The following is a 24,826-nucleotide window of genomic DNA, read 5'->3' as shown; positions in this document are numbered from 1 at the left end:
GTCTGGCGTAAATCTTGTTGTTATTGAAAAGCCTGACTGGCAGCGCTGTAACGGACGGGTCGGCGCGTAGCGGGCACGCCGACCCTGGCCCATCAGGCGCGCTGGGGTACACCCTTCTGGCCTGGCTGGCGATTGGGTGCCATGCCATTGGCCTTCAGGGTTTCCTCGATGCTGTTGTACTGCTGGCCAATGCGGTAGATGGCGCGGGCCTCCTTGCCGTTGGCGATCTCGCGGCCCAGTTCGTGGGCCACGCGCACGGTCTGCTGGATCTGCTGTACCGAACCGAAGCGCTTGCCGTGCTGGTCGATAATGGTGTCTTCGTTGCCACAACGCGGGTGCAGGCCCATGGCCAGGGCCATGGTGTTGAACGGCAGCACGTTCTTGAGCAGCGATTCGGCGGTCAGGGTGCAGCCGTTGGGCGCGCGGTGGATGAAGTTGAAGAAGTTGAACGGGTTGGGGCCGTCGAAACCGCCACCGATGCCGATCCAGGTCAGGTTCAGCGGGCCCATGTAGTCGCCCTTGCGCACGATGCGCTCCAGGGTTTCCAGGGCGTGCATGCCGGTCAGCTGGAAGTGCGGCTGGATGTTGCTCGCCTGCAGGCGGCGCAGGTGCTCACGTACCCAGGCAGGCCCGGCCGGCACGGTCATCTCGCTGTACGCGGCCTGGATCGCCGGGTTGGCCAGGGAGGTGCCCTCCAGATATTCCGGGTAGAGCAGCTCCATGATGTTCATCTGGGTGGTGTTGATCGCCACGGTGACCTGGTCGGGACGCGGGGTCAGCTCGGCGAGCATGTGGCGGGTGTCGTCGGACAGCCACTTGGCGGCTTCGCCGTCGCTTTCCGGCGCGAAGGAAATCGAACCGCCCACCTGGATGATCATCTCCGGCACCGCTTCGCGCACGCCGGCAATCAATTCGTTGAATTTGGACAGGCGCTTGGAGCCCTTGCCGTCCAGCTCGCGTACGTGCAGGTGGAGCACGGTGGCACCGGCCTCGTAGCAGTCGACCGCTTTTTGTACCTGTTCGTCCATGGTCAGCGGAATGTCTTCGGGAAAGTCCTCTGGCATCCATTCCGGGCCATAGGGCGCGACGGTGATCACCACCTTTTCCATGTTTTCCGGGTGCAACGAATCATCGAAGAATTGCATGCTGTCATCCTCAGTCTTGTTATTGTCTTTTGTCTGCCGTGGGGCGGATCGGTAAGGCTTAGAAGGTACGGTCGCCCTTGATCCCGGCGCGTTCCATCTTGCGGTGGCAGGGCGGGTAGTCCATGACCGCGTAGTGCTGGGTACTGCGGTTGTCCCAGATGGCGACGCTGTTGGGCTTCCAGCGCCAGCGCACCTGGTACTCGGGCAGGTAGGCCTGGCTGATCAGGTAGCGCAGCAGGTCGGCGGCGCCGGGGTTGGCGTCCTGGCCGAAGCGCACGCGCTGGGGGGTGTGGTAGTTGCTGAAATGGGTGGTGAAGGCGTTGACGAACAGCACCTGCTCGCCGGTTTCGGGATGGATACGCACCACCGGGTGCTCTGCATCGGGGTACTGGGCCTTGAGCGCCAGGCGTTTTTCAATCGGCATCGCGGCGCCGAAGCTGGCCTCGATACTGTGTCGGGCGCGCAGGCCCTCGATCTTCTGTTTCACCTCGTCGGGCAGGTTCCGGTAGGCCAGGACCATGTTTGCCCACATGGTGTCGCCACCCACCGGCGGGCATTCCACGCAGCGCAACACGCAGCCCATGGGCGGTGCCTCGCGCCAGGTGGCGTCGGTGTGCCAGGCGTTCTCGTAGCGATCGGCCGGCTGGTCGGGGCGCTTGTAGATCTGCACCAGGCCGGGGTGATCCGGATCGCTGCCGGCCACCGGGTGGTCCTCCAGCTCGCCAAAGCGCCGGGCAAAGGCCACATGCTCGGCGCGGCTGATGTCCTGGTTGCGCAGGAACAGCACCCGGTGCTTGAGCAGTTGTTCACGCAACTGGTCGAACAGGCCATCGTCGTGGACCGCATCAGCCAGGTTGACACCGGTCACTTCGGCACCGATGGCGCAGGTCAGTTGTTCGATGTGCATGTGTTGCCCTCTTCAGATGACGAAGATCGAGGAGCCGGTGGTTTTCCGCGCTTCCAGGTCACGGTGTGCCTGGACGGCATCCTGGAGGGCGTAGTGCTGGTTGATTTCGATCTTGATCCGGCCGCTGCTGACGTGATCGAACAGCTCGCCGGCAAGGTCGGCCTTCTCCGCAGGGTCGGCGATGTAGTCGGCCAGTGCCGGGCGGGTCAGGTGCAAGGAGCCCTTCATGGCCAGGATTTGCGGGTCGAACGGCGCGATGGTGCCGGACGCAGTGCCCACGCAGACCATCAGGCCGCGGCGCTTGAGCGAGTCGAGCGAAGCCATGAAGGTGCTTTTGCCGACACTGTCGAACACCACATTGACGCCGACGCCGTCCGTCAACTCGCGCACTCGCTTGGCGACGTCTTCGTGGCTGTAGTTGATGGTGTGGGTGCAACCGTGGGCCCTGGCCACTTCAGCCTTGGCTTCGGTCGAGACGGTACCGATCACGTTCACGCCCAGCAATTTGGCCCACTGCGAAACGATCAGGCCCACGCCGCCGGCGGCAGCGTGCAGCAGCACCGTGTCGCCCGGCTTGAAGTCGTACAGGCGACGCATCAGGTAGGCCGAGGTCAGGCCGCGCATGGTCATCGCCGCGGCGGTTTCGAAGGCGATGGTTTCCGGCAGCTTGATCAGCGCGGCGGCGGGGATCAGGCGCTCGGTGCAATAGGCGCCCAGGGTGTTGAGGAACCCGGTGTAGGTCACCCGGTCGCCGACCGCTACCTGGGTGACGCCCTCGCCCACTGCCTGCACTACGCCCGAGGCTTCCACGCCCATGCCATTGGGCATCGGGATCGGGTAGGTGCCGTTGCGAAAGTAGGTGTCGGCGTAGTTCAGGCCTACCGCCACCTGGCGCAACCGGACCTGGCCCGGGCCGGGCTCGCCGACCTCAGCGTCCTCATAGCGCAGCACCTCGGGCCCACCGGTTTGATAGAAACGTACGACTTTGGCCATGCATGTCACTCCAATCATCGATCTGGACGCACTGCGTCAGTTCTGGTTGATTGGACTCTAAGCCCTGCGCCTGCGAGGTGCTTCGCATCGGACGACACACTGTTTTCATTTGATGACAACCCGCGCGCTACTGGCCGCCCACAGGGCTTTCTCGTACGTTCGCCACGCCCTCTTCACCTTGCCAACGAGCCGAAGCGCAAGCTGCGGCCGGCTAACTCAACCCGTAGGAGCGGGCTTTTCACATCTCGACCTGGGTGCCCAGCTCGATCACCCGATTCAGCGGCAAGTTGAAATACCGAAGGTTGCTGTTGGCATTTTTCAGCAAGAAGGCAAACAGCCCTTCCCGCCAACGCGCCATGCCCATGCGCTTGGTGGCTATCACGGTCTCGCGACTCAAAAAATACGTCGTGCCCATCGGGCTGAAATCCAGCTCCGGCAAATGGCACAACTGCAAGGCCGCCGGCACATCCGGCTCCTCGGTAAAGCCGAAATTCAAGTTGACCCGGTAGAAGCCCTCACCAAAACGCTGCACCTCGAAACGCTGCGCCAGCGGCACCCGTGGCCGATCCTGCGACACCACGGTCAACAACACCACGCGTTCGTGCAATACCTGGTTGTGCAGCAAATTGTGCAACAACGCATGGGGCACCGCATCCGCCCGCGCGGTCAGGAACACCGCGGTACCCTGCACCCGATGCGGGGGTTGCGACGCAATGCTGGCGATGAACAACGGCAGCGGCAGCGCCGACTCATCCAGGCGCTCGACAATGATCTTGCGCCCGCGCTTCCAGGTGGTCATCAGGATGAACAAGCCGATGCCGGCAATCACCGGGAACGCCCCACCCTGGAAAATCTTCGGCGCGTTGGCGGCAAAGTACAGGCTGTCGACCAGCAGGAAACCCAGCAGCAACGGCACGGCCAGCCAGCGCGGCGTCTTCCACAGCAACAGCACCACGGCAGCCGACAGCAAGGTGGTGATCAGCATGGTGCCGGTCACGGCCACGCCATAGGCCGCTGCCAGGGCGCCGGAGGACTCGAAGCCGATCACCAGCAGCACCACGCCGACCATCAGCGCCCAGTTCACCGTACCGATATAGATCTGCCCCTGCTCCTGGCTTGAGGTGTGCTGGATGAACATGCGCGGTACGTAGCCCAACTGGATGGCCTGGCGAGTCAGGGAAAACGCCCCGGAAATCACCGCCTGGGAAGCAATGATGGTGGCCAGGGTCGACAGCCCGATCATCGGTACCAGGGCCCAGCCTGGCGCCAACAGGTAGAAGGGGTTGCGCACAGCCTCCGGGTTGCCGAGGATCAGCGCACCCTGGCCGAAGTAGTTGAGCACCAGTCCTGGCAGCACCAGCAGGATCCAGGCACGGGCAATCGGCTTGCGACCAAAATGGCCCATGTCGGCGTAGAGCGCCTCGGCACCGGTCAACGCCAGCACCACCGCGCCCAGGATGGCGACGCCGATGCCCGGGTGCACCACGAAGAACTGCACCGCCCAGGCCGGGTTCAGCGCGAGCAGCACCTCCGGGCGCTGGACAATGCCATGGATACCCAGGGCCCCGAGCACGGTGAACCACAGCACCATCACCGGGCCGAACAGGATGCCGATGCGTGCGGTGCCGTGCTTCTGGATCAGGAACAGGCCCACCAGTACCACCAATGAGATCGGCACCACCCAATGCTCGATGCCATCGAAGGCCAATTGCAGCCCTTCCACCGCCGACAGCACGGAAATCGCCGGGGTGATCATGCTGTCGCCATAGAACAGCGCAGCGCCGAACAACCCCAGCAGCACCAGCACGCGGCTCAGGCGCGGGTACGGCGCCGCGGCCCGGCGCGCCAGTGCGGTGAGGGCCATGATGCCGCCCTCACCCTGGTTGTCGGCACGCAGCACGAACAGCACATACTTGACGGTCACCACCCAGATCAGCGACCAGAACACCAGCGACAGGATGCCCAGCACCCCGTCATGATTGGCCTGCACGCCATAGTGGCCGGCGAAGACTTCCTTGAGGGTGTAGAGCGGGCTGGTGCCAATGTCGCCATACACCACGCCGACGGCGGCGACGAGCAGGCTGATTGACGAAGTTTTTGCGGGGGCATGAGGTGTCGCGTGGGAGGCAGTCGGGTTCACAGCAAGCGTCTCGGATCCGGAACGCCGCCAGTATCCGTGCAAGCGCTCAACGCCGGCGTAAAAAGTCCGTAAAAATTGAACACCGGTAGGAGCGGGCTGGCCCCGCGAGAGGCCAGTACAGCCTCCACTTTCGGAGTTGCCTGGCCTACGGCCGCTTTACGGCCGATCGCGGGCAAGCCCGCTCCTACAGGTACCGCGCAGGCCAGCACCGCAGCGTAGGGCTCATGGTGGGGCAAGACCTTTGCCAAAGTAAGGCGCCGTAAGGGCGCAATGGTGACCCGGCACCTGCACAAATGATGGATATGCCCACCGCCCGCACGAATCAACCGAGCAAGGCACTCAGGTCAAGGCCCGCTGCGCCCATCGGCGGGCACCAGTAGTAACCGCCGGTCAGCGGCCGGCTGAAGCGATACAAGGCATCGACCACACCATCGTCCAGCCCGCTCATCCGCCGCAGTTGCACTTCGAACGCATCGAACGAATGACCGAAAGCCAGGAACGCCAGCCCCGCCCCCCGCTCATCCGCCCAAGGCATGGAGCGACGTACGATAAAGGCCTCCGGCGCGAAGCTTTCCTGGGCGGTACGCTTTACATGCGCCGATTCCGGGGCATCGTCGAGCTCTTCATTGTCGGCCTTGCGCCGACCGATAATGTCGTCCTGCTCGGCCTGCGGCAGCGCCTTGAAGCAGTCCAGGTCATGACGCCACAGCTGGAACGCGGCAAAGCTCGACCCACTCACGCCCGGCACGCCGCCGGCAACGATCGCCGCCTCTACCGCGGCATCGGCCACCGGGTTCTCGGTGCCGTCTTCATAACCGGTCAGGTCATGGCCGCTCTTGTGGCGAAAGGCGTCGGTCGCCTCGACCAGGGCGAACGCCGGGGCCAGCAGCTTTTCCAGGTCCTGGCTGAGCAGCCACAGGTCACCGCGGTCCTCACCGCGCACCCACAACCACAGGTCGTGCTGGGTGCAAGGGTTGTCCACTGCAGCAGTCAGCTGCGGGAAGTCTCGCAAGCCTTCGATGCTACGGCCCAAGGCCTTCACCAGCGGCGCGCCGAAACCGGCCACCACGCGGCTGCCATCCACCTGTTGCAACAGCGCATCGAGCACACTGGCCAGCGCGGCCGGCGTGTGCAGGGAGAAGAACAGGTGACGGGCTTGAGTGGGAACGGGAGCGGCGAGAATGCCTGGCTGGAACTGCATCGGAAGTCGGATCCTTGAGTAAAGCCGCGAATGCTACTGCCTGGGGCCAGGGTCTACAAGCGCGACGCCTTGACGCAGGCACGGCCAACAATGGCCAACAAAGATAACAACCTGGCGCCCGGAGTGATTGGGCGCACGGCACCCAGCTCCCTATGCTCGGCCCAGCCACAATGGCCTTGACCCTGGAGCCCTGCATGAATGCACGCGCGCGCTTTACCCACATGGACAACGGCACCGCCGAGGACTGGGCAATCATCGCTCGCCACTTTCCCGATTTCGCTGCAGGCTTGCCCGAGCGCATCCTCGCCCACCTGAGGTTGCTCGAGGGTGACTTCGGCGGCTTTGCGGTGGATCGCCTGACCCATTCCCTGCAGACCGCCACCCTGGCCTACCGTGCCGGTGAAGACGAAGAGTACGTGGTCTGCGCCCTGCTCCACGATATCGGCGACACCCTGGGCAGCTATAACCACGCCGATATCGGTGCGGCCATGCTCAAGCCCTTTGTCAGCGCCGAGAACCACTGGATGATCGAGCACCACGGCATATTCCAGGGTTACTACTTCTTCCATCACCTGGGCATGGATCGTTTCTTGCGCGAACAATTCAAGCACCACCCGCAGTACCTGCGCACTATCGAGTTCTGTGCCCGCTACGACGCCGCCGCCTTCGACCCGGCGGGCGAAACCCTGCCACTGGCGTTCTTCGAGCCCATGCTGCGTCGGGTGTTCGCCCGCCCTCGGCAATCGCTGTACATGGCCGCGAGCTAAGGCGCGCGGTTGGCCCGGTATTCGTTGGGGGTGGTGGCGAACCAGCGGCGAAAGGCGCGGAAGAAATTGCTCGGCGCAGAGAACCCCAGCAGGTAGGAGATCTCCTGCAGGCTCAGCCCGGGCTGGGCCAGGTACTGTTCGGCCAGGGTGCGGCGCGTGTCGTCGAGCAACTGGTGAAAACTGCTGCCCTCATCCTGCAGGCGCCGCTGCAAGGTGCGCTCGGACAGCAACAGGGCCTGGGCCATGACCTCCCGGCGAGGCTCGCCCTGGGGCAGCAGGCGACACAGCAGCAGGCGTACCTGGTGCGTCACCTGGCCATCGGTGAAGCGTGCCAGATAGTCGTCGGCAAAGCGCTGGTGCAACTTGGCCAGGGCGGCATTGGCCGTGGGCAGTGGCGCCTGCAGGTCGGCGCGTTCGAAGCACAGGGCGTAGTGCTCGGCATCGAACTGCAGGGGCGCCTGGAATACCTCGGCGTAGGGTGCAAGGTCCTCGGGCGCTTGACTGCGAAAGCACACTCGCCGCAGCTGCAAGGGCCGATTGGCCAACCAACGGCAGAACGCCAGGAAGTAAGCCAGCGAGCCTTCGGCACTTTGCCGGGTCGAGGGCAGGCGGTCGCCATGAATGGCCAGGGTCAGGTCGTAGCCTTCGTCGGTAGCCTGCAGGGCCAGGTCTGCGCCCTCGCCGATGATCCGCTGGTAGCGCACCAGGCTCTCGATACCTTCGAGCAGCGTGTGGCTGGACATCACCGCATACCCCACCACATGAAAGGCCGACGGCCGCACGGCGCGGGCCATGCCAAGGCCAATGGCCGGGTTGTCGGTGACCTGCGTCGCGGCTTGCCACAAACGGGTCATGCCGTCCTGGGGGAAGCGTGCCTCGGCGTCGCTCAGGGCCGCGTAGTTCATGCCCAGGGCCCGGAACAGTTGACGACAATCGACGCCCTGGTGCTCCAGGGACTGGACGATGGTGCTGGCCCAATGGGAAGAAGTGGTGCGTTCGGTCATCAACGGACTCTTGTTCGATCGGTGCGCAGCAGTTCTACACCACTGCCCGCAGGCGAACAACCTTACCGGTCGGTTGACCCGCAAGGCTACCAGTCTGGCTGCCAAGGCGAGTTCCGCGCGAGCGCCGGCTGGCTAGACTCAGGGCCAAAACCACAATAACAAGGAGTGCCCCATGCCTAGCTTGAATTCCCCTCTGGATGTCCAGCAACAGGTCTCGGCCCAGGAGTGGCAGACCCGGGTCGACCTCGCCGCCTGCTACCGGCTGATCGCCCTGCACGGCTGGGACGACCTGGTATTCACCCACATATCGGCCAAGGTGCCAGGCACCGAAGACTTTCTGATCAACCCCTATGGCCTGATGTTCCATGAGATCACCGCCTCGAGCCTGGTGAAGGTCGACCTTGAAGGCACCAAGCAGATGGACAGCCCCTTCGAGATCAACCCGGCCGGCTACACCATCCACAGCGCCGTGCACGAGGTGCGCCACGACGTCAATTGCGTGTTGCATACCCACACCGCCGCTGGCGTTGCGGTGTCGGCGCAGCAGGCCGGTATCCTGCCGCTGTCCCAGCAGTCGATGTTCGTGCTGGCGAGCCTGAGCTACCACGACTACGAAGGTGTGGCCCTGCACGCCGACGAAAAGGCCCGCCTGCAAGCCGACCTGGGCCTGAGCCACTACATGATGCTGCGCAACCACGGCCTGATGACTTGCGCAGCAAGCGTGGCCGATGCCTTTCTGATGATGTTCATCTTCCAGCGAACCTGCGAGATCCAGCTGATGGCCCAGGGCAGCGGCGTGGCGCTGGCCGAGATCCCCAAAAGTATCCTCGCCGGCACCCAGGCCATGCTCGCCGGCGTACTGCGCAGCAGCACCGGTATGGGCGGCGCATTGCCGTGGCCTGCGCTGCTGCGCAAACTCGACGGGCAGATGCCCGGCTACGCGGCCTGAAATCCTCGCCTACACTGGCGCTCATCCCTTTGCGTGAGACCCGGACATGACTGCATCGCCATTGCTCAGCGCCTTTTTGCCCATCGCCCTGGGCTTCATCATGCTCGGGTTGGGGCTGACCCTGACCCTGGCCGATTTTGCCCGGGTGGTGAAATTCCCTCGTCCGGTGATCATCGGCCTGGCCTGCCAGATCCTCCTGCTGCCGTTCATTTGCCTTCTGATCGCCAAGGGGTTCGGCCTGGCCCCGGCGCTGGCGGTGGGCCTGATGCTCCTGGCCGCCTCCCCAGGCGGCACCACGGCCAACCTGTTCAGCCACCTGGCCCATGGCGACGTGGCCTTGAACGTGACCCTGACCGCTGTCAATTCGTTGATCGCGATCCTCACCATGCCGCTGTTGGTAAACCTGTCGCTGGCCTACTTCATGACCGCCGACCAGGCGATCCCGCTGCAGTTCACCAAGGTGCTGCAGGTGTTCGCCATTGTCCTGGTGCCTGTCGCCCTGGGCATGCTGATCCGTCGCCTGGCGCCAGGTTTTGCGGCGCGCATGGAGCGGCCGATGAAGCTCGTCGCGGCACTCTTCCTGGTGTTCACCGTGGTCCTGGCCCTGGTCAAGGACTGGCAGACCGTGGTCGACTACGCCCCCGTGGTGGGTGGCGCCGCGCTGTTGTTCAACCTGTTGAGCCTGGGCATCGGCTACTGGCTGCCGCGCCTGCTCAAGATCCCCAAGCGCCAGGCGATTGCCATCGGCATGGAGATCGGTATCCACAACGGCACGCTGGCCATTGCCCTGGCTCTGGCACCGAGCCTGCTCAACAACTCGACCATGGCCATCCCGGCGGCTATCTACAGTTTGATCATGTTCTTCACCGCCGCGGCTTTCGGCTGGTGGGTAAGCCGCGCGCCCCTGCCCCTGGAAGCCGAGTTGCCCCGCGATACGCTGTGACCGATACGCCGCTAGCGCGCCTACCGTGTTCGTGATTGCAGGGTGCGGGGTGGCGCGCCGTAGGTGCGGCGAAACAGGCGGCTGAAATGCGCCTGGTCGTAAAACCCCAGGTCCAGGGCAATCGCGCTCAGCGGCTGGCCGGCCAGCACCCGCGGCAAGGCGCGCTCAAGACGTAACTGGGTCAGCCATTGCTGGGGTGGCAGCCCGCAGTGGTTGCGAAAGCGGCGCAGCAGCTGCCAGGGGCTCAAATCGACGAACGCGGCCATCTCTTCCAGGCTCGGCGGCTGGTCGAGGCGCGACTCCAGCCACTCCCTCAACTGCTGCCAGTGCCTGGGAGCGAAGCCGTTGCCGTGATCGCTGACCGTGAGCGTGGAGCCCATGCCCAGCAACAACGCCAGGGTTTCCCACAACTGTGCCTGGAACGCCAGCGGGTCGTGGGGCTGGTGCAGGCCGTCGAGCAACCGCTGCAATTGCGGGTGGCGCAGTTGCCTGGCGTTAAGAGTGGGCAAACCTTGGCGGCCGTCGCTCAGGTCACGGCTGACCTCGGCCAGCCAGGCCGGATCCAGGGTAAGGATGCGAATGCCGTAGCCCTGGTCGTTGGCACTGGCACCGTCGTGCACATGCTCCGGGGCCATCAGCAGGATGTCCCCGGCGCCGGCCAGCTGGCGTTCGCCACCGGCAGCGTAGCGCTGCTGGCCGGCGACGATCAGGCCGATGTGGTACTCCAGGTGAAAATGCCGTGGAAAGGCAAATTGCTGGTAACGGGCATCGATCAGGCGAACGCCCGGATGGCCCCCGGCCTGGTGAACGACTCGCTCCAAATCAGCAGGCCGCCCGCCACTGGCGGATCTGGTCGAGGGTCGCGGTCACGCCGCCACAGACGATCACCAGCACCTTGGCGTAGTGCTTGAGCGCCTCGCTGGGCGCATAGGCCAGTGCCAGCGCGGCGCCGCAGGCAGGCTCGACCAGCAGGCGCTGGTCCGACAGGAACCGCTCGCACGCCTCCAGCGCTGCCTGGTCGCTGACCACGTGGCTGAACACCGGGCGCTCCTGGCTCCACTGGAACGCACGCTGGCACACCTGCCTGGCGGCCAGCGAAGTCGCCACGGTGTTGACGCTGTCCAGCGCAACCCATTGCTTTTGCGCCATGGCAGCCGCCAGCGACGCGGCGCCGGCGGTTTCGACGGCGAACACCGGCACCTGGCCCCAACCGTTGCGCGCCAGGCCCTCGCACACACCGGACAACAGCCCGCCGCCGCCTACCGCGACTACCACCGCATCCGGTGTGAATCCACTGGCTGCGACTTCGTCGATCATCGACGCGTGGCCCTGCCACAGCAGGGGGTCATCGAAGGGATGGATATAGGCGTCATCGTCGCCCAGCAGCGAAAGCGCCAGGGCGTTGGCTTCGTGCCAGGCCTGACCGTGCACGATCACCTCGGCCTGCTCCTGGCGGATCAGTTGCCTGGCTCGTTCGGTGGTGGTTTCCGGCACCACCACGGTGACTGCCAGGCCCAGGCAGCGCCCGGCGTAGGCCACGGCGATCCCGGCATTGCCGCCCGATGACGACACGAAGCGGCGCTTGCCCTGTTTGGCGTAGGCTTCACAGGCAGCACCGATTCCACGCAACTTGAACGAGCCCGAGGGCTGCAGGGCATCCAGCTTCAGCCAGATGTCCAGGCCACTGGCCAGGCTCAACGGGCGGGATGCCAGCAGCGGGGTTTCGATATGCAGGCTCATGCACTTACTCCATGTGGGGAACCGCTCCAGCGTACGCTTAACGGGGCCGGCAATCTTGTATGAAATTGCGCAGCGGCTCCTACAGGTGCTTGCGGCGCTCGCGCAGCTGGCGCTTGAGGCGGTGCAATGGAGGTGCGTACAAAAAGCCGAACGATACGTTGTTGTCCCGGCCCTTCAATGCATGGTGCAGCAGGTGCGCCTTGTACAAGCGCTTGAGGTAGCGATTGCGCGGCCGGGGCTTGAACGGCCAGTGCCGGTGCACGATGCCATCGTGGACGATCACGTAGAGCACACCAAACGCCGCCACGCCCGCGCCCACCCATTGCAAGGGTGCATGGCCGGCCCGACCTAGGGCGACCAGGGCAAAGGCGATCAAGGCCAGGGCTGCCAGGTAGATATCGTTGGTTTCCAGCGCCCCCAGGTGCGGTTCATGGTGCGAGCGGTGCAGGAACCAGCCCCAGCCGTGCATAATGTAGCGATGCGCGAGGTAGCCGATGCCCTCCATGGCCGTCAGGGTGCAGAGAAATACCGCGAGGTTGAGGATCATCGAAGGGTGTACGGTTCAAAGGGGCTGTGAAGGGCGAAAAGCCTACCACCAAGGCACCCGTTGGCACACCCTGCAGTCGGCTAAAACCGATTGAATGTCGCGTGTTCGGTGACTTTGGGCAGGTACAGGCTGGTCATTGAAAAATGTTGCGGGGCGGGATCGGGCATGGTGGATGCGGTGGCAGCGCCAACCAGCGCGATAACAACCAGGGAAAAGACGTAGTGGCGCATAACGGTGCTCCTTCACCCGGGCGGGGCCTGGGTGGTGAAGTTTTTTTGTTGTCAGGCACCACCATGATCCCTTGTGCAGGGGGTGTCTTGTCTTTATGCGCCACTGATTTATCTTTCCAGACCATTTCGATGACCTGCCCCGCCCCTCAATCGCGCACGGTAACCGTAGCCGTGGTGCCGGCGCGCAAGGTGGCCTTGCCGGCGTAGGCCGGGTCGATCTCGATCCGCACCGGCACTCGCTGGGCCAGCTTGACCCAGGTATAGCTGGGGTTGACGTTGGCCAGAAGGCGATTGCCCAACTCGTTTTCGCGGTCGGTAATGGCGTAGGCGATGCTCTGCACCTTGCCCTCGAAACGCTCCCCGCTCATCAGGGCGATGTCTACCCGGCTGCCAGGGTGGATGCGCGGCAACTTGGTTTCTTCAAAGTAGCCGCTGACATAGAACGAGCCGCTGTCGACCAGGGCCAGCAAGGCCACGCCGCTGCTGGCGTAGTCACCCTGGCGGGTCTGCAGGTTGGTGACGAAGCCTGTGACGGGCGAAACGATTCGTGTGCGCTCAAGATCCAGCTCCGCCTGGGTCAGCGCCGCCCTGGCCAGACGGCTGTTGGCCAGGGCCAGGCTCAAGTCCGACTGCCCGCGCATCAGCTCGGCCTGGGCCACGGCGACTTCGGTGCTGGATTTCTCCCATTCTTCCCCGGAAATCGCGAAGCCCTGCTTCAAGGTCCGCCGGCGTTGTTCTTCGCTCTGGCGCTGCTTGAGCAACGCCTGGCTCGAGACGATCTGCGCCCGCGCCTGGCCTTCGCTGGCCTGGGCCACCTCCACCGCACGCCGCGCATGCTCGACCGCCAGCTGGTAGCGGGCCGGGTCGATCTCAAGCAGCAGATCGCCCTTGTTCACGTGTTGGTTGTCTTGCACATGCAGCGCGGTGATGCGCCCCGACACATCGGCCGACAGCGTCACCACGTCCGCGCGCACTCGCGCATCGCGGGTCCAGGGCGCGCGGGTGTAGTGCTCCCAGGCAAACCAGCCAAGGATCAACGCCAGTGCCACGATTGCCAGGGTCGAGGCCTGGGCCAGAAACGTCTTCAAGGTTCAACTCCCCATGAACAGGATAATCAAGGCGCAAACACAGGTGTACAGCGCACCTTCGAACAAGGCCGGGTGCCACACCCGTTGCATGACGCCCAGGCGCTGCAACAGCCACAGCAGCACGAACAGCACGGGCATGGCCAGCAACAAGGCCTGGGCAATCGGTGGCAGGTAGACGCCGCCGATCTCGAAATCAATGGGCAAGGGCCGGCTCTCCTTCGGCAGCGGGATCGAGGTAGCTGCTGTAGTGACGCAGGAACCCGGCAATCACCAGCAGTGCAACGCGAATCCGGAACAGCGAGCGCAGCTGTTCGGCTGGCGCATCGAACTTTTCGCTGTGCCGGGTATCGAGGTCTTCGCCCAGCGCTTGCAGGGTGTCGAGCAACGCGGGCAACTGGCCCCGGGTGCGCCCGGCCACATAGCGGCCGGTGTTGCGCAAAACCTGCTCAAGGCGCTCGCGAGTGGCCTCGGCCAGCAGCAAATTGCTGCGGCCCTGCTCCTGCAACTGACGCAACGCCACCCCCAGGGCCATGCAGGCCAGGTTGACTTCGAACAACGCCTTGGAGCGGGCATCCTGGGTGGCGGGCAGCAGCCCGAGGATCAAGGTCAGGCGGTCGACCATGCGGCTTTCGAAGGCAAACTGCCGCTCATCGCTGGCGGGTCCCTTGAGCAAGGCATAGACCTGCTCGCGGGTCTCGCGAAACAGCCGCTCGATACGCAGTCGTGGGTTGAACGGGAACATCCAGGCGTACACCAGCAGCGACAGTACCCCGCCGCAGATATAGGCCCCGGCGAACTCGAACCACTGGATCGCGGTGTTTTGCCAGGCTCCGATATTCTGCGGCCCGAACAGCAGGAAGCTGGACAAACCCAGGCCCATGCCGATGCCGGCGGTCATCGGTGTCGAGAGCCCCACCGCGACCACATACAGCAGCGGCAGCAGCAACAGCGCGAGCATCTCGAAGTCGACCACCTGGGGAATCAGCCAGAACTGGTACAACGCCGACACCACCAGGGCCATGCCCAGCCCGCGCATGTAGTTTTGAGCGGCCATCAAGGGCCGTGGAAACGTCGCCATCAACGAACACAGGATGCCCACCAGGATCACCCCGGCGCGGGCGCCGTCCCAGGCAGTCTCGATCCAGATCGCGCCGGCGGCGAGCAAGGCGACGAAGGCGCGACTGGCGTTCATCGCCGCCAGGCGAAAGTCCAGGTGCAGCGGGTTGGTCAGTGGCTGGCGGTAGACACAGTCGCCGGCCCGGCCTTCCTGGATGGCATCGCTGAGTTCCAGCATTTCGCCCAGTTGCTCCAGCAGGCGCGCCTGCTCCCAGCGCAGCGCCCAGGCGAGCGAGCGCAGGGTCGGGGGCAAGTCGTGCTGCAACTGCTCGGCCTGCAGGGCGGCCTGGTCGAAGCGCCGTTGCAGGGCGCTGAAACGTTCGCGGGCACTGGCCGGCATGGCCCTGCCCTGTTGCGCCAACTGGTCGAGAAAGGCCAGCTCGTCGGTGAGCAGGCGGTTGATGAATTCGGGGTACGCGCCCTGCCAGCGCTCGGCGATCATCAGCTTTTGATTGCGCAGCACGGTCAGCCGAGAGCTGAGCAGTACCAGCTGGTTGCCCAGCAATTGCACCAGGCCGTTGGCTCCACGCAAGTGCGGGGCATCGAAGTACAGGTGGCGACGCAGCCCCTCCAGGGCGCTGATTTCACCGAGGATCTGCATTTGCCGTTGACTGAACGCGGCGCTGGATTCTTCGCCGCGAATGGCTGCTGCGGCATGGGCGGCCATCAGCTTGATCAGGTTGTCGACCTTGGCGAAATAGCCACTGGCTACCGCCTGGGGCCGGGCGCCGAGCAGGCTGACGGCACACACGCAGGCCACCGCCAGCAAGGTCTCGGTGACCCGGGTAATGGCCAGCATCAAGGTGTTGCCTTGCTCGGGAATCGCCAGCATGGCCACCACCACGGCGGTGAACCCACTGAGCACAAAGGCATGGGAGCTGGTATAGCGCAGCAAGGTGCCACCGGCGGTACACAGGGCCAGCCATAGCGCCAGGGTGACGATAAAAGGCACCGGCGCCTGGGGAAACAGCGCCATGATCAGCACCGCCACCGCTGCGCCAATGGTGGTGCCGACCACCTGGGCAAAGCTGCGCTGCAGGGTCATGCCGCCCAGTGGCTGGCTGACGATGAACACGGCCATGATCGACCATTTGGGTTGGTCGAGGTCGAAGATAAAGGCCAGGTATAGCGTCAGCAGGCAGGCGACGATGGTCCGCAAGGCAAAGCGAAAGGTGTCCGGCCCTGGGTGCAGGACCATCCTGAAATAGTTGACCAGTGGCTGCATACCGCTCCCTCGACACACCGTGTTACTTACCTTAGCCACAGTGGTGGGTGGGCGGAAGCGGCAACGGCATATTAGAGCGTTGCATTTATGGAACGGTGGCGGCCCGCAACCTGAAGGAGCGGGCTTGTCCCGCGATAGCGATATGACGCTCAGCTCGCATCGCAGGGCAAGCCCGCTCCACTAGCGGCGATCGTCCGACAGCGGGCTGGGCTGGTCCGGCTCAGGCAGGCGGTCGTTCGTATCCGGATCGTCAGGCACTCGCTCGACGTCCTGGGGGTGCTCGCGTCGTTGTGGATCGCCATCGACATTCGGGTCGGTGACCGGGTCGTGTTCGCGTTGCGGGTTGTTCAGCGGATCCTTCCAGAGCGGATCATCCTCAGGGCGTGGCGTGCTCATGGCAGATACCTCACGAATCGGGCCGGGTGAAATCCTGGCCGTATCTTTTCGAGCCGCGCCACCGCCCCCACGTGCCGTCGAAGCGATCAACGGTTGAGCAGTGAAAATATGCTCAGTGCCCAGCAAAATCCGCTGCAGGAGACATCGCCCGACGGGGTATCGTGTAGCAAAACAATCAGCCAGAGGTGCACTGTGGCGTCCTATACCTTGCGTCAGTTGAAGTACTTCGTCACCACCGTCGAATGCGGCAGCGTCGCCGAGGCTTCGCGCAAGCTGTACATCGCGCAGCCTTCGATTTCCACCGCGGTCAAGGGCCTGGAAGACAGCTTCGGCGTGCAATTGTTCATCCGCCATCACGCCCAGGGCGTGTCGCTTACCCCCAGTGGCGCGCGCTTCTACCGCAAGGCCCAGGAACTGCTGCGCATGGCCCGGGAGTTCGAGCAGAACGCACTGGCCGACAACGACGTGGTGTGCGGCCAGATCGACATCGGCTGCTTCGAAACCGTTGCCCCGCTCTACCTGCCGCGCCTGATCAAGGGTTTTCACGAACGCTTCCCGGGGGTGGAGATCCGCCTGCAGGACGGTGAGCAGCAGGAGCTGGTTCAGGGCCTGACCGGTGGGCGCTTCGACCTGGCGATCTTCTACGACCATGACCTGGACAGCACCATCGAAACCGAAGCGTTGATGGCCCCGCAACGCCCCTATGCCCTGGTACCGGCCGGGCACCGCTTCGCAGGCCAGGCCCAGGTGTCGCTGCGAGACCTGGCCCTGGAGCCGATGATCCTCCTCGACGTGCAGCCCAGCCGCACCTACTTCGTGAGTATCTTCGAGGAACTGCAACTGACCCCCAACATCGTCTTCAGCTCGCCCTCGATCGAAATGGTCCGCGGCATGGTCGGCCAGGGGTTCGGCTTTGCCTTGCTGGTGACCCGTCCGCACCTGACCTGCACCTACGACGGCCAGGAAGTGGTGTGTGTCGAGCTGGTCGAAAATGTCACCGGCTCCGGGCTGGTGGCCGGGTGGTTGAAGCGTACGCAGTTGACCAAGCCTGCGCAGTTGTTCGTCGAGTACTGCAAGGAACAATTCATCGCCTGGCTCAAGTGATCGCGGCGCCGCGGGTGCACGGCGATGGCCATGGGATTAGACTGGGCGCCTTTTTTCACCTGGAACACGAGGTTCTCATGGCCAACCACGACATCACCTACATCCCGGACCCGGACGCGGACTCCATCTCCAGTGACGTGACCGGCTTCGGCGGCCTGCTGGTTTCCACCCAGATCCCTACCCGCGCCGACGGCAGCCTGGAGCTGGGCGACATCACGGCCCAGAGCGAATGCACCCTGGAGGCGCTCAAGGTGGCCCTGGAGCGTGCCGGCAGCTCCATGGACCGCGTGCTGCACCTGACCATCTACCTCACCGACATGGCTGACCGACCGGCCTTCAACGAAGTGTACAAGCGCTACTTCGCCAAGCCCTGGCCGGTGCGCGCCGCCGTCGGCGTGGCAGCCCTGGCAGCCGAAGGCATGCGCGTCGAAGTCACCGCCATGGCCGCCAAGGCCTGACCTGGTAGGAGCGGACTTGCCCCGCGATGCGATGTGACTGAGAGATCGCTATCGCGGGGCAAGCCCGCTCCCGCACAACCCCACACCACACCACCGCCGCACCACCGGGCAGCATTCGGGTGCCGTCGCGCCGTTTCGCCGCTACAATGCGCGCCTTGACCGTGACAGCCTGACTAAAAAAACCATGTCCCTGCCCAAACATCATCTAGAACTGCTCAGCCCTGCCCGCGATGTGGCCATCGCCCGCGAGGCCATCCTGCATGGCGCCGACGCCGTGTACATCGGTGGCCCAAGCTTCGGTGCGCGCCACAATGCCTGCAACGAGGTGAGCGAAATCGCCCAACTGGTGGAATTTGCCCGGCGCTACCACGCCCGGGTGTTCACCACCATCAACACCATCCTGCACGACAACGAGCTGGAACCGGCCCGCAAACTGATCCACCAGCTCTACGACGCCGGCGTCGACGCCCTGATCGTCCAGGACCTGGGCGTGATGGAACTGGACATCCCGCCGATCGAACTGCACGCCAGCACCCAGACCGACATCCGCACCCTGGGACGGGCCAAGTTCCTCGACCAGGCGGGCTTCTCGCAACTGGTCCTGGCCCGTGAGCTCAATCTCAAGGAAATCCGCGCCATCGCCGATGAAACCGATGCCGCCATCGAGTTCTTCATCCACGGCGCGCTGTGCGTGGCGTTCTCCGGCCAGTGCAACATCTCCCACGCGCAGACCGGGCGCAGTGCCAACCGTGGCGACTGCTCCCAGGCCTGCCGCCTGCCGTACACCCTCAAGGACGAAAAAGGCGGCGTGATCGCCTACGAAAAGCACCTGCTGTCGATGAAGGACAACAACCAGAGCGCCAACCTGCGCGCCCTGGTCGAGGCCGGCGTACGTTCGTTCAAGATCGAGGGCCGCTACAAGGACATGGGCTATGTGAAGAACATCACCGCCTACTACCGCCAGCGCCTGGACGACATCCTCGAAGACCGCCCGGACCTCGCCCGCGCCTCCAGCGGCCGCACCGCGCATTTCTTCCTGCCCGACCCGGACAAGACCTTCCACCGTGGCAGCACCGACTATTTCGTCAGCGAGCGCAAGATCGACATCGGCGCCTTCGACTCCCCGACCTTCACCGGCCTGCCGGTCGGTGTGGTGGAAAAAGTCGGCAAGCGCGACCTGATGGTCGTCACCCACGAGCCACTGTCCAATGGCGACGGCCTCAACGTGCTGGTCAAGCGTGAAGTGGTGGGCTTTCGCGCCAACATCGCCGAGCCCAAGGGCGAGTTCGAAGAAGACGGCGAGAAGCGCTACCGCTACCGGGTAGAGCCCAACGAGATGCCCAACGGCCTGCAACTTCGCCCCAACCATCCGCTGAGTCGCAACCTGGACCACAACTGGCAGCAAGCCTTGCAGAAGACCTCGGCCGAACGCCGTGTCGGCCTGGCCTGGGAGGCACAGCTGCGCGAGAACCACCTGCAGCTGACCGCTACCAGTGAAGAAGGCGTCAGCGCCAGCATCACCCTGGACGGTCCGTTCGGCGTGGCCAACAAGCCGGAGCAGGCGCTCGAGCAACTGCACGACCTGCTCGGCCAGCTGGGTACCACCCAGTACCATGCCACGGACATCAAGCTCGATGCACCGCAGGCGTACTTCATCCCCAACTCGCAGCTCAAGGCCCTGCGCCGTGAAGTGATCGAGGCCCTCACCAGCGCCCGCGTCGCCGCCCACCCACGTGGGGCTCGCAAGGCCGAGACCGACCCTGCGCCGGTATACCCCGAGTCGCACCTGTCGTTCCTGGCCAACGTGTACAACCAGAAGGCCCGCGACTTCTACCACCGCCACGGCGTCAAGCTGATCGACGCGGCCTACGAGGCCCACGAGGAAACCGGAGAAGTGCCGGTGATGATCACCAAGCACTGCCTGCGTTTCTCCTTCAACCTGTGCCCCAAGCAGGCCAAGGGCGTGACCGGCGTGCGCACCAAGGTTGCGCCGATGCAGCTGGTGCATGGCGATGAAGTGCTGACACTGAAGTTCGATTGCAAGCCATGCGAGATGCACGTGATCGGCAAGATGAAGGGCCACATCCTCGACCTGCCGCAACCCGGCAGCGTGCAACAGGTGGTGGGCCACATCAGCCCTGAAGACCTGCTCAAGACCATTCCCCGCGCGCCACACTAAGCGATGGGCCTGCATGGCGCTGTGATGGCGCCGTGCAAGGTCTGCGCGGCTGGCGGGAAAACCGGGCGCAGAAACAAGAACACCCCGGCGTTCTGGCAGCGATTGCTGCTGAACGACCGGGGTGCATCTTGAAAAATATGGCAGGGGCGGCTGGATTCGAACCAACGCATGGCAGGATCAAAACCTGCTGCCTTACCGCTTGGCGACGCCCCTGTAATGCGCGCAAATTTACCAACATATTTGCGCCCTGGGAAGCCCCTTTAGAAAAAAAATATCAGTGGAAACAGCCGCTTACTGCCCGGCTGCAGAATTACGGCGCCGCCTGCGCACAGAACAGCGCCCGCCTTCACAGCACTCCTACGCAACTCAGGCTCCCCGTTTGCGCAACTTGCCACGCCCTTGCCTGCTGTATCAATCGCCATTCAAATACGTTGAAATATAATTGTTCTTATTAGCACCTTATATAAGCGCCTGGTTATCTTCCGTATAAATGACCTGTATCAATCCGCCGTCGGTCGCGCTGGGCTTTTATCGACACGTCCGATCTTCTTGTTGATCTACGCTCAATCAACAGTTCGGCTGGAGATAGTTCAATGTCGTTGGCTGAAGAACAAAAACCTGCGCGTCGCAAGGAAGCCCGGTTGTTCATCTTTCTTGTCGCCTTCCTCTTCCCCTTGCTGTCGGTGGCAATCGTCGGCGGCTACGGTTTCATCATCTGGTTCCTGCAAATGCTCTACGGCCCGCCTGGGCCGCCCAACGGATAGACCTTCCCCTACCAAGTCTATTGGAGCCAGCCCATGGACGAAATGCTGCACATCGCCAGCCTTGTAGTACTTGCCCGCCCCGAACTGCTTGAAGCCGTAAAAGCCAACTTGCGCCTGCTCGACGGGCTTGAACTGCATCAACAAAGTGCCCTGGGGAAGTTAGTGGTGGTACTTGAAGCCCGTGATGAAGCAGAGATTCTTCAACGCATCGAACAGATCAACAATTTGCCCGGCGTACTTAATGCGGCGTTGATCTATCACGAACTCCTCGACCCTGCAGGAGCGTCCCAATGAGCATGACCCGCCGTGAATTCGCCAAGGCCCAGGCGGCCGCCATTGCCGCCGCCGCGGCCGGCCTGCCGATCTATACCACCGCCAGCAACCTGATCACCGAAGCCGACATGGTCACCCTGGACTGGAACAAGGCGCCGTGCCGCTTCTGCGGGACCGGTTGCAGCGTGATGGTCGCTACCCGCGACAACAAGGTCGTGGCCACCCACGGCGACGTCAAGGCCGAGGTCAACCGCGGTCTCAACTGCGTCAAAGGCTACTTTCTGTCCAAGATCATGTACGGCAACGACCGCCTGACCCAGCCACTGCTGCGCATGAAGAACGGCCAGTACGACAAACAGGGCGAGTTCCAGCCAATCAGTTGGGAAAAGGCCTTCGACATCATGGAGGCCAAGTTCAAGGAAGCGCTGAAGAACAAGGGCCCGGAATCCGTGGGCATGTTCGGCTCCGGCCAATGGACGGTCTGGGAAGGCTACGCCGCCAACAAGCTGATGAAGGCCGGCTTTCGCAGCAACAACATCGACCCCAACGCCCGCCATTGCATGGCCTCGGCGGTCATGGGCTTCATGCGCACCTTCGGTATGGACGAGCCGATGGGTTGCTACGACGATATCGAGGCCACCGACGCCTTCGTGCTCTGGGGCTCGAACATGGCCGAGATGCACCCGATCCTCTGGAGCCGGGTCACCGACCGGCGCCTGAGCCAGCCCCAGGTCAAGGTCGCGGTGCTGTCGACTTTCGAACACCGCAGTTTCGAGCTGGCCGATATTCCCATGGTGTTCAAACCGCAGACCGACCTGCTGATCCTCAACTACATCGCCAATCACATCATCGAAAGCGGTGCGGTCAACAAGGACTTCGTCAGCAAGCACACCCGCTTTGCCAAGGGTGCCGACGACATCGGCTATGGCCTGCGCCCGGACAACCCGCTGGAAGCCAAGGCCAAGAACGCCGACAAGGCCAACACCTGGAGCGATATCGACTTCGAGCAGTACGCAGCGTTCGTCAGGCCCTACACCCTGGAGCGCACCGCCAGGGAAACCGGCGTACCCGCCGAGCGGCTCAAGGCCCTGGCCGAGCTGTACGCCGACCCCAAGCGCAAGGTGGTGTCGTTCTGGACCATGGGCTTCAACCAGCACACCCGCGGTGTGTGGGCCAACAACCTGATCTACAACATCCACTTGCTCACCGGCAAGATCAGCGAGCCAGGCAACAGCCCCTTCTCCCTCACCGGCCAGCCCTCGGCCTGCGGTACCGCACGGGAGGTCGGCACCTTCTCCCACCGCCTGCCGGCCGACCTGGTGGTGACCAACCCCAAGCACCGCGCCACCGCCGAGAAAATCTGGAAACTGCCGGCCGGCACGATCCAGGAAAAGGTCGGGTTCCACGCCGTGCAGCAGAGCCGCATGCTCAAGGACGGTGTACTCAACGTCTACTGGACCCAGGCCAGCAACAACATGCATGCCGGCCCCAATATCATGCAGGAGGTGCTGCCCGGCTGGCGCAAGCCGGACAACTTCGTGATCGTCTCCGATGTGTACCCCACAGTGTCGGCGCAAGCCGCCGACCTGATCCTGCCGAGCGCCATGTGGGTAGAAAAGGAAGGGGCCTTCGGCAACGCCGAACGGCGTACCCAGTTCTGGCACCAACTGGTCAGTGCACCGGGCGATGCCAAGTCCGACCTGTGGCAACTGGTGGAGTTCTCCAAGCGCTTTACCACCGATGAAGTCTGGCCGGCCGAACTGCTGGCCAAGGCCCCCGAGCTCAAGGGCAAGACTTTGTTCGAGGTACTGTACAAGAACGGCCAGGTCGACCAGTTCCCGGTCGAGCAACTGGAGGCCGGCTACAAGAACGACGAGGCCAAGGCCTTCGGCTTCTACTTGCAAAAGGGCCTGTTCGAAGAGTACGCCCAGTTCGGCCGCGGCCATGGCCACGACCTGGCCACCTTCGACCGTTACCACAGCGAGCGCGGATTGCGCTGGCCGGTGGTGGACGGCAAGGAAACCCGCTGGCGCTACCGCGAAGGGTTCGACCCGTATGTCGAAGCCGGCAGTGGCGTGCAGTTCTATGGCTACCCGGACAAGAAGGCGATCATTTTCGCCCTGCCCTACGAGCCACCCGCCGAAGCCCCGGATGCCGACTACCCGTTCTGGCTGAGCACCGGCCGCGTGCTGGAGCACTGGCACACCGGCAGCATGACCCAGCGGGTCGAGGAACTGTACAAGGCGGTGCCCGACGCCCTGGTGTACATGCACCCGGACGATGCCAAGGCGCTCAACGCCCGGCGTGGCAGCGAAGTGAAGGTGATCAGCCGTCGTGGCGAAATCCGCGCACGCATCGAGACCCGTGGACGCAACAAGCCACCGCGCGGGCTGGTGTTCGTGCCGTTCTTCGATGCCAACAAACTGATCAACAAGGTCACGCTCGATGCCACCGACCCGATCTCCAAGCAGACCGACTACAAGAAATGCGCCATACGAATCGAGTTGATCAGCGTGGCCTGAGGAGCACCGTCATGAATCTACGCATCCTGCCGCTGTGCCTCTTCGCTGCGATCGGCGTGGTGATTGCAGCCGAGGTCGACTACCCCCTGGACGCGCCCGGCCCGGACGGGCGTCGCCCCGGCGGCACCCTGACCCAGAACATGCCGGCGCCGGTGATTGCCAACGACGAAAACAAGGACCTCAAGCGCGAGCGCAACTACCCCGACCAGCCGCCGACCATTCCCCACAGCATTCGCGGCTACCAGATCGACATCAACGGCAACAAGTGCCTGTCGTGCCACAGCCGCGCCAACAGTGCCCGCAGCCAGGCCACCATGATCAGCATCACCCACTACATGGACCGCGACGGCCAGGCGCTGGCGGCGGTGTCACCGCGGCGCTACTTCTGCAACCAGTGCCATGTGCCGCAGAAAGAGGTGCAGCCGCTGGTAGGCAACACCTTTGAAACCATCGACAAGATCCTGCAAGACGACGCCAACGCCGAGAAGAAACCCTGAGGAGGCGCCATGAAAGCACTGTTCGCCCTGCTTAAGGAGTACTGGGGCATCCTCTGTCGACCAAGCGTGTATTTCAGCCTGGGCTTCCTGACCCTGGGTGGCTTTATCGCCGGGATCATCTTCTGGGGTGGTTTCAACACGGCGCTGGAGATGACCAACACCGAGAAGTTCTGCGTGTCGTGCCACGAGATGCGTGACAACGTCTTCGTCGAACTCAAGGAAACCATCCACTACACCAACCGCTCCGGCGTGCGTGCCAGTTGCCCGGATTGCCACGTGCCCCACGAATGGACCCACAAGATCGCCCGCAAGATGCAGGCGTCCAAGGAAGTGTGGGGCAAGATTTTCGGCACCATCGACACCCGCGACAAGTTCGTCGCCTTGCGCCGGGAGCTGGCCGAGCACGAGTGGGCACGGCTCAAGGCCAACGACTCACGCGAGTGTCGCAACTGCCATAACTTCGAGTTCATGGACTTCACCCGCCAGAGCAAACGCGCGGCGGCCATGCACTCCACCTCGCTGGCCAAGGGCGAGGCAACCTGTATTGATTGCCACAAGGGCATCGCCCACAAACTGCCCGACATGCATGGGGTCAAGGGCTGGTAGCACGGATCGCGGGCAAGCCCGGTCCTGTGGGA

The 24,826-nt window shown here is 63.7% G+C and carries 25 protein-coding genes and 1 tRNA gene; 11 read left to right on the top strand and 15 right to left on the bottom strand.

Features of this window, described 5'->3' with window-relative positions; translation table 11 throughout:
- Positions 1–92 precede the first annotated feature (92 nt).
- The 5 genes from NPS58_RS12330 to NPS58_RS12310 all read right to left on the bottom strand — a co-directional run bounded on the left by NPS58_RS12330 (position 93) and on the right by NPS58_RS12310 (position 6,386).
- Positions 93–1,145: a 3-keto-5-aminohexanoate cleavage protein gene (locus NPS58_RS12330; RefSeq protein WP_274115630.1), complete on the bottom strand. Its 1,053-nt coding sequence runs from the start codon at positions 1,143–1,145 to the stop codon at positions 93–95.
- A gap of 58 nt (positions 1,146–1,203) precedes the next feature.
- The gene (locus NPS58_RS12325) at positions 1,204–2,052 is read right to left on the bottom strand and encodes a TauD/TfdA dioxygenase family protein (RefSeq protein WP_274115629.1); all 849 of its coding nucleotides are present in this window, start codon (positions 2,050–2,052) and stop codon (positions 1,204–1,206) included.
- A gap of 12 nt (positions 2,053–2,064) precedes the next feature.
- Entirely contained in the window at positions 2,065–3,045 is a 981-nt protein-coding gene (locus NPS58_RS12320) for a quinone oxidoreductase family protein (protein WP_274115628.1), read from the bottom strand.
- A 238-nt stretch (positions 3,046–3,283) separates the two neighbouring features.
- On the bottom strand, positions 3,284–5,185 hold the full coding sequence (locus NPS58_RS12315) for a potassium transporter Kup (protein ID WP_274115627.1): 1,902 nt from the start codon (positions 5,183–5,185) through the stop codon (positions 3,284–3,286).
- 322 nt (positions 5,186–5,507) lie between these two features.
- Complete coding sequence (locus NPS58_RS12310) at positions 5,508–6,386, bottom strand: Dyp-type peroxidase (RefSeq protein WP_274115626.1); 879 nt, start codon at positions 6,384–6,386, stop codon at positions 5,508–5,510.
- A gap of 194 nt (positions 6,387–6,580) precedes the next feature.
- Between NPS58_RS12310 and NPS58_RS12305 the strand changes: the two genes are divergently transcribed.
- A complete protein-coding gene (locus tag NPS58_RS12305; RefSeq protein ID WP_274115625.1) occupies positions 6,581–7,153 on the top strand; it encodes an HD domain-containing protein in 573 nt (190 codons plus the stop codon).
- Here the strand turns inward: NPS58_RS12305 and NPS58_RS12300 are convergent.
- Entirely contained in the window at positions 7,150–8,157 is a 1,008-nt protein-coding gene (locus tag NPS58_RS12300) for an AraC family transcriptional regulator (RefSeq protein ID WP_274115624.1), read from the bottom strand. The genes NPS58_RS12305 and NPS58_RS12300 overlap by 4 nt on opposite strands.
- A gap of 172 nt (positions 8,158–8,329) precedes the next feature.
- Here NPS58_RS12300 and NPS58_RS12295 point away from each other — a divergent pair, with 172 nt between their 5' ends.
- Complete coding sequence (locus NPS58_RS12295) at positions 8,330–9,106, top strand: class II aldolase/adducin family protein (RefSeq protein WP_274115623.1); 777 nt, start codon at positions 8,330–8,332, stop codon at positions 9,104–9,106.
- A gap of 46 nt (positions 9,107–9,152) precedes the next feature.
- Complete coding sequence (locus tag NPS58_RS12290) at positions 9,153–10,049, top strand: bile acid:sodium symporter family protein (RefSeq protein WP_274115622.1); 897 nt, start codon at positions 9,153–9,155, stop codon at positions 10,047–10,049.
- A 20-nt stretch (positions 10,050–10,069) separates the two neighbouring features.
- Here the strand turns inward: NPS58_RS12290 and NPS58_RS12285 are convergent, their stop codons facing one another.
- The 8 genes from NPS58_RS12285 to NPS58_RS12250 all read right to left on the bottom strand — a co-directional run bounded on the left by NPS58_RS12285 (position 10,070) and on the right by NPS58_RS12250 (position 16,391).
- Positions 10,070–10,870 carry an AraC family transcriptional regulator gene (locus NPS58_RS12285; protein ID WP_274115621.1) on the bottom strand — a complete coding sequence of 267 codons (801 nt, stop codon included), beginning with the start codon at positions 10,868–10,870 and terminating at the stop codon, positions 10,070–10,072.
- Between the two features lies 1 nt (position 10,871).
- On the bottom strand, positions 10,872–11,789 hold the full coding sequence (locus NPS58_RS12280) for a pyridoxal-phosphate dependent enzyme (RefSeq protein WP_274115620.1): 918 nt from the start codon (positions 11,787–11,789) through the stop codon (positions 10,872–10,874).
- A gap of 79 nt (positions 11,790–11,868) precedes the next feature.
- Positions 11,869–12,336 (bottom strand): sterol desaturase family protein, encoded by a 468-nt coding sequence (locus NPS58_RS12275; protein ID WP_274115619.1) that lies wholly within the window; start codon positions 12,334–12,336, stop codon positions 11,869–11,871.
- Between the two features lie 80 nt (positions 12,337–12,416).
- Positions 12,417–12,566, bottom strand: a complete 150-nt coding sequence (locus NPS58_RS12270; RefSeq protein ID WP_274115618.1) for a hypothetical protein — start codon at positions 12,564–12,566, stop codon at positions 12,417–12,419.
- A 146-nt stretch (positions 12,567–12,712) separates the two neighbouring features.
- A complete protein-coding gene (locus NPS58_RS12265) occupies positions 12,713–13,654 on the bottom strand; it encodes a biotin/lipoyl-binding protein (protein WP_274115617.1) in 942 nt (313 codons plus the stop codon).
- Positions 13,655–13,657: 3 nt separating this feature from the next.
- Positions 13,658–13,858, bottom strand: a complete 201-nt coding sequence (locus tag NPS58_RS12260) for a DUF1656 domain-containing protein (RefSeq protein WP_274115616.1) — start codon at positions 13,856–13,858, stop codon at positions 13,658–13,660.
- The gene (locus tag NPS58_RS12255; RefSeq protein ID WP_274115615.1) at positions 13,848–15,995 is read right to left on the bottom strand and encodes an FUSC family protein; all 2,148 of its coding nucleotides are present in this window, start codon (positions 15,993–15,995) and stop codon (positions 13,848–13,850) included. The genes NPS58_RS12260 and NPS58_RS12255 overlap by 11 nt, the downstream gene beginning before the upstream one ends.
- Positions 15,996–16,175: 180 nt before the next feature.
- Complete coding sequence (locus NPS58_RS12250; protein WP_274115614.1) at positions 16,176–16,391, bottom strand: hypothetical protein; 216 nt, start codon at positions 16,389–16,391, stop codon at positions 16,176–16,178.
- A gap of 192 nt (positions 16,392–16,583) precedes the next feature.
- On the opposite strand from NPS58_RS12250, the gene NPS58_RS12245 reads away from it, so the two are divergent.
- From NPS58_RS12245 to NPS58_RS12235, 3 genes are all read left to right on the top strand, one after another.
- Positions 16,584–17,495 carry a LysR family transcriptional regulator gene (locus NPS58_RS12245; protein ID WP_274115613.1) on the top strand — a complete coding sequence of 304 codons (912 nt, stop codon included), beginning with the start codon at positions 16,584–16,586 and terminating at the stop codon, positions 17,493–17,495.
- A 77-nt stretch (positions 17,496–17,572) separates the two neighbouring features.
- Complete coding sequence (locus NPS58_RS12240) at positions 17,573–17,953, top strand: RidA family protein (RefSeq protein WP_274115612.1); 381 nt, start codon at positions 17,573–17,575, stop codon at positions 17,951–17,953.
- A gap of 184 nt (positions 17,954–18,137) precedes the next feature.
- Complete coding sequence (locus NPS58_RS12235; RefSeq protein ID WP_274115611.1) at positions 18,138–20,132, top strand: peptidase U32 family protein; 1,995 nt, start codon at positions 18,138–18,140, stop codon at positions 20,130–20,132.
- Between the two features lie 138 nt (positions 20,133–20,270).
- Here NPS58_RS12235 and NPS58_RS12230 read toward each other — a convergent pair.
- Positions 20,271–20,345, bottom strand: a tRNA-Gln gene (locus NPS58_RS12230).
- A gap of 380 nt (positions 20,346–20,725) precedes the next feature.
- Between NPS58_RS12230 and napE the strand changes: the two genes are divergently transcribed.
- From napE to NPS58_RS12205, 5 genes are read left to right on the top strand one after another with little or no spacing between them, the layout of a single operon-like run.
- Positions 20,726–20,896 (top strand): periplasmic nitrate reductase, NapE protein, encoded by a 171-nt coding sequence (gene napE, locus NPS58_RS12225; protein WP_274115610.1) that lies wholly within the window; start codon positions 20,726–20,728, stop codon positions 20,894–20,896.
- Positions 20,897–20,929: 33 nt separating this feature from the next.
- Positions 20,930–21,190, top strand: coding sequence for a chaperone NapD (locus tag NPS58_RS12220; RefSeq protein WP_274115609.1), 261 nt, complete (start codon positions 20,930–20,932; stop codon positions 21,188–21,190).
- Positions 21,187–23,691, top strand: coding sequence for a nitrate reductase catalytic subunit NapA (napA, locus tag NPS58_RS12215; protein WP_274115608.1), 2,505 nt, complete (start codon positions 21,187–21,189; stop codon positions 23,689–23,691). Before NPS58_RS12220 ends, napA begins: the two co-directional genes overlap by 4 nt.
- Positions 23,692–23,702: 11 nt before the next feature.
- On the top strand, positions 23,703–24,188 hold the full coding sequence (locus NPS58_RS12210) for a nitrate reductase cytochrome c-type subunit (RefSeq protein ID WP_274115607.1): 486 nt from the start codon (positions 23,703–23,705) through the stop codon (positions 24,186–24,188).
- Positions 24,189–24,197: 9 nt separating this feature from the next.
- Positions 24,198–24,794, top strand: a complete 597-nt coding sequence (locus NPS58_RS12205) for a cytochrome c3 family protein (RefSeq protein ID WP_274115606.1) — start codon at positions 24,198–24,200, stop codon at positions 24,792–24,794.
- Positions 24,795–24,826: the final 32 nt, after the last annotated feature.

This window comes from Pseudomonas putida (genome assembly GCF_028682455.1).
Classification (GTDB): Bacteria; Pseudomonadota; Gammaproteobacteria; order Pseudomonadales; family Pseudomonadaceae; genus Aquipseudomonas; species Aquipseudomonas putida_AA.
Note: the sequence above shows the minus strand (reverse complement) of the source record. Positions and strands in the feature narration are given on the sequence as shown.

Excerpts from the sequence above, each read along its gene's own strand:
- NPS58_RS12205 (WP_274115606.1), top strand. The coding sequence starts at position 24,198 with ATGAAAGCACTGTTCGCCCTGCTTAAGGAGTACTGGGGCATCCTCTGT.
- napA (WP_274115608.1), top strand. The coding sequence starts at position 21,187 with ATGAGCATGACCCGCCGTGAATTCGCCAAGGCCCAGGCGGCCGCCATT.
- NPS58_RS12300 (WP_274115624.1), bottom strand. The coding sequence starts at position 8,157 with ATGACCGAACGCACCACTTCTTCCCATTGGGCCAGCACCATCGTCCAG.
- NPS58_RS12210 (WP_274115607.1), top strand. The coding sequence starts at position 23,703 with ATGAATCTACGCATCCTGCCGCTGTGCCTCTTCGCTGCGATCGGCGTG.
- napE (WP_274115610.1), top strand. The coding sequence starts at position 20,726 with ATGTCGTTGGCTGAAGAACAAAAACCTGCGCGTCGCAAGGAAGCCCGG.
- NPS58_RS12320 (WP_274115628.1), bottom strand. The coding sequence starts at position 3,045 with ATGGCCAAAGTCGTACGTTTCTATCAAACCGGTGGGCCCGAGGTGCTG.
- NPS58_RS12295 (WP_274115623.1), top strand. The coding sequence starts at position 8,330 with ATGCCTAGCTTGAATTCCCCTCTGGATGTCCAGCAACAGGTCTCGGCC.
- NPS58_RS12310 (WP_274115626.1), bottom strand. The coding sequence starts at position 6,386 with ATGCAGTTCCAGCCAGGCATTCTCGCCGCTCCCGTTCCCACTCAAGCC.
- NPS58_RS12280 (WP_274115620.1), bottom strand. The coding sequence starts at position 11,789 with ATGAGCCTGCATATCGAAACCCCGCTGCTGGCATCCCGCCCGTTGAGC.
- NPS58_RS12290 (WP_274115622.1), top strand. The coding sequence starts at position 9,153 with ATGACTGCATCGCCATTGCTCAGCGCCTTTTTGCCCATCGCCCTGGGC.
- NPS58_RS12305 (WP_274115625.1), top strand. The coding sequence starts at position 6,581 with ATGAATGCACGCGCGCGCTTTACCCACATGGACAACGGCACCGCCGAG.
- NPS58_RS12235 (WP_274115611.1), top strand. The coding sequence starts at position 18,138 with ATGTCCCTGCCCAAACATCATCTAGAACTGCTCAGCCCTGCCCGCGAT.
- NPS58_RS12270 (WP_274115618.1), bottom strand. The coding sequence starts at position 12,566 with ATGCGCCACTACGTCTTTTCCCTGGTTGTTATCGCGCTGGTTGGCGCT.
- NPS58_RS12250 (WP_274115614.1), bottom strand. The coding sequence starts at position 16,391 with ATGAGCACGCCACGCCCTGAGGATGATCCGCTCTGGAAGGATCCGCTG.
- NPS58_RS12255 (WP_274115615.1), bottom strand. The coding sequence starts at position 15,995 with ATGCAGCCACTGGTCAACTATTTCAGGATGGTCCTGCACCCAGGGCCG.
- NPS58_RS12330 (WP_274115630.1), bottom strand. The coding sequence starts at position 1,145 with ATGCAATTCTTCGATGATTCGTTGCACCCGGAAAACATGGAAAAGGTG.
- NPS58_RS12240 (WP_274115612.1), top strand. The coding sequence starts at position 17,573 with ATGGCCAACCACGACATCACCTACATCCCGGACCCGGACGCGGACTCC.
- NPS58_RS12325 (WP_274115629.1), bottom strand. The coding sequence starts at position 2,052 with ATGCACATCGAACAACTGACCTGCGCCATCGGTGCCGAAGTGACCGGT.
- NPS58_RS12220 (WP_274115609.1), top strand. The coding sequence starts at position 20,930 with ATGGACGAAATGCTGCACATCGCCAGCCTTGTAGTACTTGCCCGCCCC.
- NPS58_RS12275 (WP_274115619.1), bottom strand. The coding sequence starts at position 12,336 with ATGATCCTCAACCTCGCGGTATTTCTCTGCACCCTGACGGCCATGGAG.